General features: G+C 60.3%; 10 protein-coding genes and 1 pseudogene. 7 read left to right on the top strand and 4 right to left on the bottom strand.

The genetic code is table 11. From position 1 onward, the window contains the following. Window positions 1-65 precede the first annotated feature (65 nt). The 3 genes and pseudogenes from BQ8482_RS06200 to BQ8482_RS06190 form a co-directional block, all read right to left on the bottom strand. Window positions 66-3,149: pseudogene (locus BQ8482_RS06200) on the bottom strand (efflux RND transporter permease subunit); the annotation flags it as partial. Further along, a complete protein-coding gene (locus BQ8482_RS06195) occupies window positions 3,146-4,219 on the bottom strand; it encodes an efflux RND transporter periplasmic adaptor subunit (RefSeq protein ID WP_123146673.1) in 1,074 nt (357 codons plus the stop codon). The gene BQ8482_RS06195 and the pseudogene BQ8482_RS06200, both read right to left, overlap by 4 nt. Further along, the gene (locus tag BQ8482_RS06190) at window positions 4,219-5,751 is read right to left on the bottom strand and encodes an efflux transporter outer membrane subunit (RefSeq protein WP_244602630.1); all 1,533 of its coding nucleotides are present in this window, start codon (window positions 5,749-5,751) and stop codon (window positions 4,219-4,221) included. The genes BQ8482_RS06195 and BQ8482_RS06190 overlap by 1 nt, the downstream gene beginning before the upstream one ends. A 339-nt stretch (window positions 5,752-6,090) precedes the next feature. Here BQ8482_RS06190 and BQ8482_RS06185 point away from each other — a divergent pair, with 339 nt between their 5' ends. Together BQ8482_RS06185 and BQ8482_RS06180 are read left to right on the top strand one after the other, a co-directional pair. Beyond that, complete coding sequence (locus tag BQ8482_RS06185) at window positions 6,091-6,846, top strand: response regulator (protein WP_123147422.1); 756 nt, start codon at window positions 6,091-6,093, stop codon at window positions 6,844-6,846. Continuing rightward, window positions 6,843-8,246: a sensor histidine kinase gene (locus BQ8482_RS06180; RefSeq protein ID WP_123146672.1), complete on the top strand. Its 1,404-nt coding sequence runs from the start codon at window positions 6,843-6,845 to the stop codon at window positions 8,244-8,246. The genes BQ8482_RS06185 and BQ8482_RS06180 overlap by 4 nt, the downstream gene beginning before the upstream one ends. A gap of 45 nt (window positions 8,247-8,291) precedes the next feature. On the opposite strand, the gene BQ8482_RS06175 is transcribed toward BQ8482_RS06180, so the two are convergent. Continuing rightward, a complete protein-coding gene (locus tag BQ8482_RS06175; RefSeq protein ID WP_123146671.1) occupies window positions 8,292-8,486 on the bottom strand; it encodes a hypothetical protein in 195 nt (64 codons plus the stop codon). A 392-nt stretch (window positions 8,487-8,878) separates the two neighbouring features. Between BQ8482_RS06175 and BQ8482_RS40500 the strand changes: the two genes are divergently transcribed. The 5 genes from BQ8482_RS40500 to BQ8482_RS06150 all read left to right on the top strand — a co-directional run bounded on the left by BQ8482_RS40500 (window position 8,879) and on the right by BQ8482_RS06150 (window position 14,129). Beyond that, on the top strand, window positions 8,879-9,289 hold the full coding sequence (locus BQ8482_RS40500; RefSeq protein WP_123146670.1) for an antitoxin Xre/MbcA/ParS-like domain-containing protein: 411 nt from the start codon (window positions 8,879-8,881) through the stop codon (window positions 9,287-9,289). Window positions 9,290-9,686: 397 nt separating this feature from the next. Then, a complete protein-coding gene (locus BQ8482_RS06165) occupies window positions 9,687-10,646 on the top strand; it encodes an aspartyl/asparaginyl beta-hydroxylase domain-containing protein (protein ID WP_123146669.1) in 960 nt (319 codons plus the stop codon). A 223-nt stretch (window positions 10,647-10,869) separates the two neighbouring features. After that, window positions 10,870-11,736, top strand: coding sequence for a MipA/OmpV family protein (locus BQ8482_RS06160; RefSeq protein ID WP_165848436.1), 867 nt, complete (start codon window positions 10,870-10,872; stop codon window positions 11,734-11,736). Window positions 11,737-12,038: 302 nt separating this feature from the next. Continuing rightward, window positions 12,039-12,527, top strand: a complete 489-nt coding sequence (locus BQ8482_RS06155; RefSeq protein WP_244602628.1) for a class I SAM-dependent methyltransferase — start codon at window positions 12,039-12,041, stop codon at window positions 12,525-12,527. 429 nt (window positions 12,528-12,956) lie between these two features. Continuing rightward, window positions 12,957-14,129, top strand: coding sequence for a patatin-like phospholipase family protein (locus BQ8482_RS06150; protein ID WP_123147419.1), 1,173 nt, complete (start codon window positions 12,957-12,959; stop codon window positions 14,127-14,129). The last annotated feature ends 51 nt before the right edge of the window (window positions 14,130-14,180 follow it).

The following is a 14,180-nucleotide window of genomic DNA, read 5'->3' as shown; positions in this document are numbered from 1 at the left end:
CCGGATCCAAGTGGAGGTGCCTCCCAGGGCCGCTCCCCGCAAAGTGGTGCCCCGAACCGCCCCCCATCTTCAGGTGTGGAAGCCGGCGAGGGCTCAGGCTGTCTTATGCCGACAAGCTGCTTGAGAAGCCTGAGAAAGTCATCGACGAAGGTGAAGATGACGGGAATGGCGACGAGGCTGAGGACGGTGGAAGTCATCAGGCCACCGATAACGACAATTGCCATCGGTTGACGGAAACTGGAGTCGCCGCCGCTGAGACTGAGCGCTACGGGAAGCATGCCGCATCCCATCGCGATCGTCGTCATGACGATCGGACGAGCACGCTTGTGACAAGCGTCAATGAGGGCGTCGAACCGCGAGAGACCGGCCCGGCGTGAGATGATCGCGTATTCGACCAGCAGGATCGAATTCTTCGTCACCACACCCATCAACATGAGCAGCCCGATCACCACCGGCATGGAAAAGCTCGTGCCGGTCAGCACCAACGGCAGCAGGGCGCCGCCAAGAGACAGCGGAAGCGCCATAAGGATCGTCACCGGCTGGAAGAAATCATGGAAGAGCAGGACCAGCACGGCATAGATGCAGAAAACGCCGATTGCCATGGCGATGGCGAAACTGCCGAAGAGCTCGGAGCTGCGCTCCAATTCCCCCTGTTCGACGAGTTTCACCCCGTCTGGAAGGCGCTGAAGGGCGGGCAGTGCCTGCGCTTCGCGATAGACGTCGCCGAGGATGCGCCCGTTGAGTTCGACCGACAGCGTGACATTTCGCGAGCGGTCGATGCGGCTGATCTCCGACGGGCCGCCGCCGATGCTGATCTCGGCGACCGAGCCGAGATCGACGCTGCCCCTGGCGCCAGCAATGCGAAGATTGGCAATGTCATCAAACGTCGTACGGTTGCTGGGATCAAACCGGACGCGGATAGGAAGCTGGCGCTGCGGCAGGTTGAGCTTTGCTAGCGAGGAGGAATAATCGCCGTTGGTGGCCACGCGAACCGCCTCGGAAATCGCTTCCGCCGTGATGCCGAGAGCGGCCGCGCGGTCGAGGTTCGGGACGATCTGGATTTCAGGGGCCTGCAGGGAGGCACTGGAGGTAACCGCGCCGATCCCCCGCAGCGTGCGAAGTTGCTCTTCGAGCGCGCCGGCTGCCTGGCCGAGCGCATTGGAATCGTCGCTGGCCAGCGTGATTTCCAGTGTCGTGCCGTTGCCGCCCGTACCCACAGCGATCCTGGCGCCAGGAAGAATGGCGAGTGCCTGCCGGATATCATTCTCGATCTCGGTCTGCTTGCGGGTGCGTTCGCCGATCTTCTTCAGGTCGACGACGAGCGAGGCGGCCGCCGTATCGACGGTCGTCGAGGAATCGATCAGGTCACCTGAAGAGGCGCTTCCGACGGAGGAGAACACATGCGTCACGTCCGGCAGTCGGGAAACAATCTCTGCGGCTCGCCGCGTGATCGCGTCCGTCTGCTCAATAGTGCTGCCGGGTTGCAGCGTCAGAGTGACTTGTGTCTGCGCATCGTCCGATGCGGGTAGGAAACCGGAACTGAGGCACGGGATCGTCGAAATCGACAGGCCGAGGAACAGGCAGACGCCAAGGACCGTCAGTTTGCGATGGTGCAGGCAGGTTTTAACAATGGCTAGGTAGGCGCGCATGATCCGGCCGTCCTTTGCCTCGACAGGATGCGCCTTCATCATGTAAGCGGCCATCATCGGCGTCAGCAGGCGCGCGACGACCAGGGAGGCGAGAACCGCCACGGCTGCCGTCACACCGAACTGGCGGAAGACAAGGCCGGGAATACCGCCCATGAAGGCAGTCGGCAGGAAGACGGCAACGAGCGTGAAGGTCGTGGCGATGACGGCAAGGCCGATTTCGTCTGCGGCTTCGAGCGCGGCCTCCTTCGGCGGTTTCCCCATTTGCAGGTGGCGCGCGATGTTCTCGATCTCCACGATCGCATCGTCGATGAGGATGCCGACCACAAGCGAGAGCGCGAGCAGCGTCACCGTGTTGAGGCTGAAATCCGCCATGTATATCACAAGGAAGGTCGGGATGACCGATAGGGGCAGCGCCACCGCCGAAAGGAAGGTTGCCCTCCAGTCGCGCAGGAAGAGCCAGACCACGACGATTGCGAGGATCGCGCCCTCGTAGAGCATGTGCATGGAGCCGTCATAGTTTTCGATAATCGGCCCGATCGTGCTGTACGCCTCGACAATCTCGACATCAGGATTGGCGGCGGCGAAGTTCTGCATGGCCACCTGGATAGCCGTCGCGACGCCCGTATCCGAAAAGCCGTTGGAGCGTTTGACTTGCAATGCGATTACCGGCTTGCCGTCGAGATAGGCGATGGACGACCGGTCGGCGAAGTTGTCCGTAACCGTGCTGATCTCGTCCAGACGCACCAGAGCTCCGCTCGGAAGCGGGATTGCGAGCGCCCTCAACGCCTCGATCGACGAAACCGCGCCAAGCGTGCGGATCACCTGCTTGCTGCCGCCGATTTCGGCCCGGCCGCCCGAAGCGTCCGACTGCACGGATTTGAGCCGCGCGGAAACGGTTGCAGCGCTAAGGCCGAGCGAACTCATCAGCTGGGGATTGAGATCGATATGCACCTCACGATCGATGCCGCCGATGCGGCTGACCTGGCCGACGCCGGGCACGGCAAGCAAGGTCTTCGTCATGTCGTTGTCGACGAACCACGAGAGTTCCGTCTCGTTGAGGCGGATGGAGCGCACGGCGTAGGTAAGGATTGGTGATCCCTGCACCGTCGTTTTCGTCACGCTTGGTGTCTGCATCTGGGCGGGCAGGTCACCGCTCATACTGTCGACGGCATTGCGCACCTCGTTCAGCGCTGCCTCGCCGTCCTTCTCCAGCTGAAATGAGACATTGATGCTGACCGCGCCGTCCGTGATCGTGGTTGTGACGTGCTCTAGGAGGTTCAGGGAGGCGAGCTTGTCCTCGATCTTGCGCGCGACTTCGGTTTCGAGTTGGGCCGGCGCTGCAGCTTCGAGCGCGGCGTTGATTTGGACAGTCGGCAGCACCATGTCGGGGAAGTTCTGAACCGCCAAGCGATCGAAGGCGAGCAGGCCGCCGACGGTGAGCAGGATGAACAGCAGGATTGCGGGAACCGGATTGCGGATTGACCAGGCGGAAAAATTCATCGTGCTTCCTCCTCTACCCGGACAAGCGCCTTATCCGAAAGGAAGGCGCCGCCCGTCGTCACCACGTCGGCCCAGGGATCAAGGCCCGAGAGGATTTCCACTTCGCTGGCATTGCGGCGGCCGGTTTCAACACGGACGCGTGACGCACGCATGTCTGCATCCACGGTGAAGACGTAAGCGATGCCGTCACGCACCACGAGCGCCGTCTCGGGCACGGTGAATGCCTTCGTGGTCGCAAGCTCGATCTGGCCGGTGACGTAAAGGCCAATGGGTGGGTGCGCCTCCGCCGGCAGCGCCACGTAGGCGAGCACCCTTCCGGTATCGGTGCTGACCGTCGGCCCGACGAGCCGCACGGTCCCGTTGACGCGCCGCCCCTCCGGACCGACGATCGTGGCGGTCAGGCCTTCCTTGATGCGAGGCAAATAACGTGCAGACACTTCCGCCTGCCACTCGACGCGCTGCTGGCGCACGAGACGGAACAGCTCCGTGCCGGAGGAAACGACAGCGCCGAGTTGGACCGAACGGGCAGTGATCAGCCCGTCGTCCGGGGCCAGAATGGTCGCCTGAGCAAGCTTGATCTTCTGGCTTTCCAACGACGCTTCGGCGGATTCGACACCCGCGATCGCAGTCTGCTCGGCGATCAGGTATTCGGTGATCTTCTCCTCAGAAAGCGCACCGCTTCCCTGCACCTTGCGTGCTCGGCCCGCACTCGTCCTGGCTTTTGCGAGGTCCGCCTTGGCGCTTGCCAGCACAGCCTCTTCTTTGCGCAGTTCCGCGCGCACCGTTTCGTCGGCCAGCCGAACCAGGGGCTGATCCTTTGAGACAACCGACCCGACATCGGCAAGGACATCGGTCACACGCAGGCCGCCGATTTCCGCGGCGATGACGGCCTCGTGCCAAGGCTTCAGCCAGCCGCTGGCGGGTATCGTTTCAGGCCACTGGCGTTCCGCGGGCTTTGCCACTGCGACGGTAAGCGCTGCCGCCTCGTTCTGTTGCGCGAGCGCGGGCTCTGCGGCGAAAACAAGGATCCCGCTCAGGAAAGCGGCGAGGAGAAGAGGTGAAGATCGCATCAGAGCAGGTTTTCTTTCGATTTTTGCGGCAGGTCCTTGGATGAGGAGGCGCTCGCATCCCAGCCGCCGCCGAGCGCCTTGTAGAGGGCGATCCAATAGCGCACGGAGTCACGACGGATTTCGATGAGCGAGACCTCCGCCGACTGCGCCGAACGCCGGGCGTCCTCGCGGTCGAGCAGGCTTGCGCCACCGGCCTTCCAGTTCGAATCCACGGCTTTGAAGTAGGCGCGGTAGTTGCGCGCCGCGACACTGGCGTCGCCGATCTGCCGTCGCGTACTGTCGATCCGCACGAGTGCGGTCTCGACTTCGGCGACCGCGTCCAGCACACCTGATTTGTAGGCGGCCACCGCCACCTTATATGCGGCTGCCGCGCTGCCCACTGCCGCCCGGCGCGAGCCACCGTCAAAGAGCGGGATCGAGATGGCCGGGCCGAAGGACCAGGGCAGAGAGGTTCCCATCAGCGATGAACTGTCGATCGTGACCGAGCCGCCGAGGCTGAGGCTCGGATAGAGATCGGCTTTTGCCGCGCCGATCTCGGCGAGCGATGCAGCGACCTCGAGCTCAAGGGCGTCGATGTCGGGGCGCTGCCGTAAGGCGTCGGCAGGCACGGCGGATAGCTTGAGGGTCCTCGGCGTGAGTAACCCGTGCTTGCCCATCGCCAGAATATCGCGGACGTGAGGCTCGTCACCGCCGATAAGGCGGGCGAGAGATTTGACGAGAACCTCGCACTCGGCACGCTGGGCGGTCCGTGTCGAGGCCGAGGTAGCAGCACTCGCCCGCCCTAGCGCAAGGTCGGCGCTCGACGTAAGGCCGGAGGTTGCGGCCATTTCCATTGCCCGGATCGTCTCGCGCTGCGAGGCGAGTTCGGTGGTATAAACTTGCTCCAGCTGCCGGCAGGCACGGTACTGCATATAGTAGTCCGCCACCTCCGCCGCGAGTGAGACGCGCGCATCGTGCCAATCGGCGGTGCGCTCGTGGACCCGCAGCCGCGCAGCCTCGCTCCTCTGCCGCGTCTTGCCGAACAGATCGATTTCCCAAGAAGCGTCGAGGCTGCCGCTCACCGTCGTAGCGGCAGCAACTTGGTTGGCTTTGTTGCCGCCCGTGCCGGAGCGGGCGAGCGATCCCGAGCCGCCAAGCCCCGGAAAAAGGCTCGCCTGCGTAGATGCCAGCGTGGCGCGCCCCCTCTCGATCTCTGCAGCGGCGGACTCGAGACTGGGGCTTTCCGCCTGCGCAGATGCAATGAGGGCCGTCAGCGATGGATCGGAAAACGTGGACCACCAGGACACGAGATCGCCGGTCCGGCCGCCATGCGGAAAGGTCGCGTGCCAGGCATTCGCGATCTTCAAATCAGGTTCCTGAACGCTGGCGACGGTCGTGCAGCCTGACACGATCAGGCACGCTCCAAGACCGCCCATACCGACAATCCTGCGATAGGCCGCCTTCATCGCGGCCTTCGATTGGCAGGCATTACGGCCCGGCGCGAAACAGCCAGCAAGAAAGGCCATCATGGTGATGGCCACTAGTCGATGCATGTCTACCGCCTTGTTCCGGGGCCGCCACCCAGCGGAACATCTAGGTCTCCACCGGCAGCACCGCGTATGGCGATCGTTCTTCGCAATCGCTCCTGGGCGGCATTAATCCCGATTTGTCATTGCGGTGGGTTATGTATTGTTAAGAGTTGCTAAGGCGCAGCGGCCTAGCGCCCGCCGGAAGCGCTGGTCCGCGCCGCGCGGATGGGATCGCTGCCGCAGACGCGGCGACTGTTGGGCCGGGAGGAGGCCTGCCGGGGACCACAGCAACAAAATTAAACACAATTGTTGCTGACAGCCATGATGAGCAGCGTGTTATTCCGAAGGGGAAAGGGCAACAAAATGGCCAAGCCTATGGAAAACGTCGGATATGATGTCATCACTCCAGCTTCAGCCCGAATTCTCGTCGTCGAGGATGACCGGGATATAGCGACTATGCTGATCGAACTGATGAAAGAGGCGGGCTACGTCGCCGAGACAGTCGGATCGGCCATGGAAATGGACCGCGTTCTCAAAAAGAAAGAGTTCAGCCTTATTGTATTGGACGGAATGCTGCCGGGTGAGGACGGTTTTAGCATTTGCAGAAGGATCAGGGCATCCGATACTACACCCATCCTCATGCTTACCGCGCTGACGAAAGAGGTGGACAGAGTCGTCGGACTGGAACTGGGGGCCGACGACTATGTCACAAAACCGTTTAGTTCAAGGGAACTTTTGGCGAGAATAAAGGCGCTGCTGCGGCGATCGTCGTATTCAAGCCAACTCAAGCCAAGCCAGGACCCGATGACGTTCGCGGGCTGGCGAATAGATCCTGTCACTCGCGAATTGACTGACATTGACGGTGTCCATGTGCCGCTCACGACGGCGGAATTTGATGTGCTGCTTGTGTTCTGCGAGAATCCTCGACAGGTGATGAACCGGCAAGACATACTTGCCCGCACCCACGCTGGCGCTGCCGGACCTGTCGAGCGCAGCATTGATGTGCATGTGAGCCGTATCCGGCAAAAGATAGAGCCGAACTATAAGGAGCCCACTTTCATTAAGACAGTGCGGCTGGGCGGTTACATCTTCACTCCGGAGGTCGCGGTAGCCATATGATCGGTCGGTTCAGACGGGCGCCCATTCGACTCCAGTTCGTCGTGCTCGCTGCGATCCCTATTCCGGCAGTGCTTCTTAGCGTTATCGCGCTCTTGCCGGAGCCGTACATCTTCCAGGCTAAGCAAGTGATTGCGGTCAGAAGCACACAGATCGAATTGATCGTAGAGCAACTCAGAAACGGCGCGGACGATGCCGACGCCGAGAAGCTGCTGCGAGCGAGCGCTCCCATCGGTCTGGAGATGAGGATTTTGCCGTGGCGTGATCTTAACGTCGGAAGCAGCCACCAAGGGGATATGCAATTTATCGCCGATGAGCTTCGCGACGTGCTGCCCACTGATTTTGAGGCCGCTGTTCTTCCGCAGGATGCGGAACACAATGCCCTGGCGGTGCGTGTCGACGCCAAGCGTGGCCTCCTGGTACGGTTCTCTGACGCTGATACCTATCCAGCCGTCTTCGGCACGGTTGTCGAACTCATTGCCAAGATCCTGATGTTGATCCTCCCGATGCTTCTGCTGGTGCTTTACATAGGTGGCGTGATCACGTCGCCTCTTGTCCGTTTTGCCGAAGCGGCAAAGAGCTTGCGGCTCGACGGCAGCGAGGAGCAGCTATTCACTGTCGCAGGCGCCAAGGAGCTTCGCACCCTCGCAACGGCGCTCAACGATATGCGGCGTAGAATACGTAAGATGGTTGATGACCGCACGCGGATGCTGACCGCCGTAAGCCACGACCTGAGAACACCACTAACGCGTCTAAGAATGCGCGTGGAGCGATCAAAGGAGACCCCGTCGAAACAATTGATGCTTGACGATATCGCCACATTGACCGCGATGATCGAGGAAAGCCTTCAATATCTGAGCAGCACGGCGCGCGACGAGCCGCTTCGAAAGGTTGATATTGCAGCCCTGATGAAGACAATCGTTGCCGGGTTCTCCGATGTTGGACACACGGTGATTTACGTCGGGCCCGAGAGATTCGGATATTCATGCAAGCAGAAAGGGCTGACGCGGGCAGTCACCAACATCGTGGAAAATGCCGTCAGGTTCGGTAAGATCGTGCACGTCCAATTGTCCAATTTCCCGCCAAGCAAAGTGTCCATTGTTGTGCAGGACGATGGCCCCGGCCTTGCGGAGGGTCTCCACGAGAAGGCTCTTGAGCCTTTTTTCAAGGCAGATCAGGCCCGGTCCTCGACTATCAACAGCGGTTTTGGACTGGGTCTTTCGATCGCAGATGAGATCGCAAAGAGCCATGGTGGCTCGCTGTCGCTCGAGAACATATCCCCGCATGGGCTACGAGCGACGATATCGTTGCCGCCGGCACGGGTTGTTCCGCTCAAAAACAGCAAGACTGACGATATGCAACGACAGGCTTCAACGCGGCAGGCGCTCGCCAAAGGCAGATAGTCGACTATATAGCACGACGCGGGCCGTGACGTTTGGGACCGTCGTTCAACGCCTTGGCGCGGTGAGGGGGAGCGCCTCCTGGGGCCGCAAGGGCTCATCCTTCCCATGAAGTCTGTGCGACCGCGCCGCATCCTGAAGCAGTTTCCTCATCTCTCTCAAAGAGACGCGGTCCGCGCGCATCATCTGTCTGATGAGTGGGTCTTTGAGGATGTCCGCACGCTTTAGATCATCATCGGCCATAAAGGGTCTCCGTCTCTATCGTGTTAGGACGTAGCCGCGGCCGAGACCCTGGCGATGTCAAAAGCGGGACAAAACCAAGGCGGTTGGTGAAGTTTTGTTGCCGGCCACCGTGGCGGCTTTCGCTCCGGTCAGCAGGCCCAGCAGCAACCCAGGTGGCCAGGGCGATCGATGAGGTTGCCTCTTGGTGACGGCGCCGCGCTCGGTCGCTGGGCAAATCTTGCGGAACCGTCAAGCCGCTCCCTTCGCCAGCGAAACTTGCCGCGCGGCTGTCTCGGCCAGACCGGCAGGGGCTCAAGGCCGTCTGAGGAAAAGAATGCCGATTTGGCGCGAGCGAACGCGGGGCGAGTTCTGAACCCTATTTGACGCGGTCGCGTCTCGCCGATGTTGCCACAATGCGTCTTGAAGACTGGGCAGGCGCAGTTGCCGGGCCAACATACCTCGAAGAAAATCTGCAGATTCCGAGATCGACGTTGCACCGCTGGCAGAAGCGTAACCAGGTCATAGCATTGCGCAGGGGCCTCGGGAGGCACGTGTTCCCGCTGGCCCAGTTCGTTGACGGAAGACCCGTTGCCGGAATACCTGAGGTGTTCGCGCTGGCAAAGCAGCCAAGGCTTGCGTGGTCGTGGCTCGTTCGCCCGTCACCCTATCTCGAGGGCAGTGTTCCCATCAACTTGCTGAGACGAGACCTTGTCGAGGACGTCGTGATAGCTGCCAGGCGTTCGTTCTACCTGAACATTGGTCGAACGCGGGAGTCGAGCTTGGGGGCTCCTGGGCGAACCCTTTTCCAGCAACCCGCTCCCTGAGCGGGAGCCAGTGTTTGCGGCGCTCGGCGAAGCGCGACATGTCAGGCGAAAGTCGTCGGTCGAATCGGCCATGGCAGGCACATCCCCAGCCATCGCGGACCATTTCGCGACAAGGTTTCGCACGGCCTGGTCATTCCAGGCCAGCCGGATGGTGTCCGGCAACCATCATAATGATCAACCCTCAAGAGCCGCGGATGACCGACAGCGAGTGCATGCCGTGGGACGATAACAACTCTTAACAATACAAAATCCAAGGCAATGACAAATCTGGACTAATGCCGCCATCCGGAGCGTGTGAGCGCCTCGGATGAAACCATTCTGAAGTGTCTGACCTGGGTCGGCGCAACGGGACCCATCCATCAACATCGCGGCAACTGGCGCACTCAGGGCAAATCTCATGCTAATTCTTGTCGTCATGGTCACGCTTGTGGCAGCGAGCATCGTGTACGTCTACCGCCTCCGGGGCGAAGCCCGCTACGAAAGCCTGTCTGAGTACCTCCGCAAGGGATGGCCGATCTTTTCGCCGTTGAATTGTGCGTTGTACATGACAACGCTCTCGCGCGGATCAAAGGCCGTGCTCGACCCGGCGGATTTTCCGGAACTCGAACTGCTGCGTCAGAACTGGCAAACCATTCGGAATGAGGGCATGGACCTGCTGCGCGAGAACTACTTCGACGCCAGCAAACGGCCCGGCACCGCAGGAACCTATGACGTCGGCTTCCGGACGTTCTTCAAGTACGGCTGGAGCCGCTTCTACATCAAGTGGTACGGGTATGAGCATCATTCCGCGAGACGCCTTTGCCCCAGCACCGTCAAGATACTGCAGAGCGTTCCGAGCGTGCATGGCGCGATGTTTGCCTATCTACCCAAGGGAGCCCAACTGACCCGGCATGCCGATCCAATTGCCGTGTCACTGCGCTACCACCTCGGTCTCGTGACCCCGAACTCCGACGCCTGCTTCATCAATGTGGATGGCCGCAAGCTGAGTTGGCGCGATGGCGAAGTTATCATGTTCGATGAGACCTACCTGCACTTCGTGCGCAACGATACCGACTGCGATCGCCTCATCCTCATGTGCGACGTGAAACGGCCCCTGAACCCGCTGGGTGCCATATTCAATTTCTTCTACGAAGGCTTAACGCGTGCCACGGTGGTACCCAACACGCCCGAAGACCGTCGTGGCTTGGCCAACAGGGTCTTTGCTGGACTTGCGCCCATCCTGGCAGGCAGCAAGGCACTGAAGTCGACGAACCATCCATTGTACCTCGTCATCAAGTGGTCGGTGAACACCTTGCTGTTGCTGCTGCTGTTGGGGCTGATTGCGGGCGTCGCGCAGTTGCTCAGCCGACTCGTCTAAAAGCTTAGCTTTGATTCGCTCTTGATATGCACAATTCAAGCGAAAGCCGAGTGCTTGTTGCGCCTCCAGGCCAACCACATCGATCGCGGCGCAACATTTCTTAATATCACAAAATCCAAAGCAACCTCGTAGTCCTAGACAGTGCAGCCGCTGGAGGGCCGATGCGTCGGGCTTCCCCTCGCACGCGTTGAGTATCTTCCACCATCCCCAGGAGCCGGTTCGCATGTCGCTAACGAAGCATTTCTCAACCCGCTTGCGGCATGTCGCCGTCGCTACGAGCCTCTCGGCGATTACTTTTCTCCCGCTCCAGGCAGGCGCGGCCGAGCCCTACGATAACGAATCGGCCGCAGCGACTCCCTCGGCGGCAAACGTCGATGAGAGACGGTTCGGTCGCATACGCCAGAAGCTTTCCGACTGGAATGTCATGGTTGCGGCCGGAGCAATGTATCAGCCGAAATATGAGGGATCGGACGAGTACGAACTCGTCCCGTTTCCGATGGTCTCCGCAACCATTGGCCGCCTCACCATCTCTCCGGGCGGGCTGGATGTCGACGTGTTGGAAGCAAACGGTTTCAAAGTCTCGGTAAAAGGCGGTTTCGAGATGGGCGGAGGGCGCAAGGAAGAGGATTCCAAGCACCTGAAAGGCCTCGGTGACATCGACGCTAGCGCTATGGTCGGAACCAAGGTCTCGTATGAAACGGGGCCGGTGGAACTATATGCTTCCGTCGACAAGACGATTGGCGGCAGCGAAGGCCTGCTCGGTGTGGTGGGCGCAAATGTCTCCCATCATTATAACGCCTTTATTTTCTCCGCCGGCGCGTCTGCGACCTTCGCGGACGAAAACTATATGCATACCTATTTTGGGGTGACGGCCGTCCAATCCGCACGGTCGGGGTTGCGGCAATACGAGGCTGGCGCGGGGCTGAAGCGCTACGATATCGAAGCCTCGGTAACCTACATGGCGACGGAGAACTGGCTTATCCGCGGCCAGGTCGGTGTCGGTTTCCTCGCCGGCGATGCGAAGGACAGCCCGATCGTTCAGAAGGACGTGCAGCCGTCCGGGATGCTCTTCGTCGGTTACAGGTTCTAGGAGTCCAGCAAGGCGCACATTCGCCAACCCTGGCATGAACGTCGGCTAACTGGTGGCAAAACAAGCCATTGGCCAACAGGCAGGGCAATCCCGTCGACGCTTTCCGGCCAGCAACAACTCTTAACATCTCTTCAAAAACCGCAACTGGCGTCTCCAGGTAGGGCTTACGGATAAATGAATGTTCTCTGTCAGTAATGCGGAGCTACGCAATGTCGGACCCGACTACTCTATTCCGCACCTGGATGTCGCATCCTTTTCGGACCGCCTTGCTTGTGCCTTCCGGGCGAGCTCTGGCGGTGGCAATGACTCGCGAAATCAGTTCTTCGCAGTCTCCGGTTGTTGAGCTCGGCCCTGGAACCGGAGTCTTCACCCGGCAGCTCATTCTCCGCGGCGTGCCTCAGGAGCGCATAGCGCTCATAGAAAGCGCCACTTCCTTTGCCCACATGTTACGTCGCCAGTTTCCGGCTGCTGCGTTGCTTGACATCGATGCGACGGAGTTGCGCCGATGTGATCCCTTTAATGGCGAGAAAATAGGCACGGTGATCAGCAGCCTCCCGCTTCTCACCATGCCGGCTTGGCGTGTCTTCGCCATTCTGTACGGCGCTTTCCACATTCTTCGTCCGGAAGGAGCCGTCTATCAATTTACCTATGGCTGGCAGTGCCCGGTACCTGACTCCGTTCTCGACCGGATCGGGCTTGAGGCGACGTTCACTGAATGGGTTTTCGCAAATGCACCACCTGCACAGGTTTACCGGATCGCCAGGCGGCCGGACGCGATCGGAAGAGCCTGATGGACTTCCCCCGTTTGCCGTCTAGCTTCGAGGACGAGGTCGTTCGCACGGATAAGAAGTTGCTGTCCTGGGCAAAATGGTTCGCTAATCCAATTACGATGTTTCCTGTGCACTGCGCATGGGCGTAGCGAGGAGTCCGTCGTCCTTGGCGGCCGCGTGTCACCGATTGCATCGTAGTTGCGGAGATAGTCGCCGAGCCCCCCGCTCAGACGGAAGTGGCTCGCACCGCGTCACGGTTACCGGAACGAGCGTAGGACGACGTGCCGGGTTGCGGGGCGCAACAACTCTTAACAATACATAACCCACGGCAATGACAAATCGGGATTAATGCCGCCAGACGCGACTGCAAAGAACGGTCGCCGAGCGCCGTATCGCCGTTGGAGACCTTGATGGTTCCTTCCGGCGATGGCCCGGGACAAGGCGGTAGACATGCATCGACTGGTGGCCATTGTCCTGCTGGCCTTTCTTGCTGGCTGTTTGGCGCCAGACCGCATTGTTTACGGGCCGAAGGCTGCGACGGCAGCCAGCATCCAGGGGTTCAGCGACATTCGTATTTATGCAGATTCGGCCCGGAAACTGCCCGAGGCGCACGCCTGGCTGCCCATCCCGAGACACAAGGAAATCAACTACCTGGTCTTGTCGAGCGGCGGTGGCGCAGGCGCATTCAGCGTCGGGGCGCTCAAGGCTTGGTCGGACAACGGACAGCGGCCGGAATTCGACATGGTCAGCGGCGTCAGCACGGGTGCGCTGATCGCGCCCTATGCCTTCCTCGGCTCGGCCTACGACCAGCCTCTCGTGGATCTCTATACAAGCGGTGTTGCCAAGGAGTTGGTCGATGCAGATTTCCTACCGAGGGGCCTGTTCGGAGCAAGTCTCCTGAAACAGGAGCCGCTTCGGAAAATGGTCGAGCGCTATCTGACGCGCGACATACTGGAAAAAATCGCGGCTGAGCACCGCAAGGGACGACGACTGTTTGTTTTGACCTCGAATCTCGATTCCCAAAGAGCGGTGATCTGGAACATGGGCGCCATCGCCAATAGCGGGCGGCCCGGTGCGCTGAAACTCTTCCAGGACATACTGATCGCGTCGGCAAGTATCCCCGGCGTTTATCCGGCCGTGCTCATCAAGGCCGAAGCTGGAGCGGAGGCGTTTGAAGAAATGCACTCCGACGGCGGGTCGGCGTCCCAAATCCTGACGATCCCAGAGGGGTGGATAGCCAATTCGGACAAGGGCGTGCGGCCTGAAAACCTCAAGTTCAACATGTACATCATCATCAACAATGCGCTCATGCCAGAATTTGCCACGACAACGAACAACACGTTTGCTGTCATGGCCAGGGCGAATTCCACCCTCGTCAAGGCACAGACCCGCAGTGCGCTGCTGGCCACCTACATTTACGCCCAAAAGAACGGCATTCAGTTCCGCGTGGCCTCGATCGATAAGCAGCTCCCCTACAGGATGACCGATCCATTCAACACCGACTACATGCGCGCCGTTTACAACCTCGGATACGCAAAAATGGCGAACGGCAGCCTGTGGCACGACAGGCCCGTGTTCACCGACAAGGTTGCTGCCGCTCAGCCAGCGGAACAGAGGCAATAGCCTACCCCACCTGCCTCCTTCCATACACCAAGCCCCAACAGGAGAACGAAG

This window comes from Mesorhizobium delmotii, assembly GCF_900149755.1.
In the GTDB taxonomy this organism is placed as follows: domain Bacteria; phylum Pseudomonadota; class Alphaproteobacteria; order Rhizobiales; family Rhizobiaceae; genus Mesorhizobium; species Mesorhizobium delmotii.
Note: the sequence above shows the minus strand (reverse complement) of the source record. Positions and strands in the feature narration are given on the sequence as shown.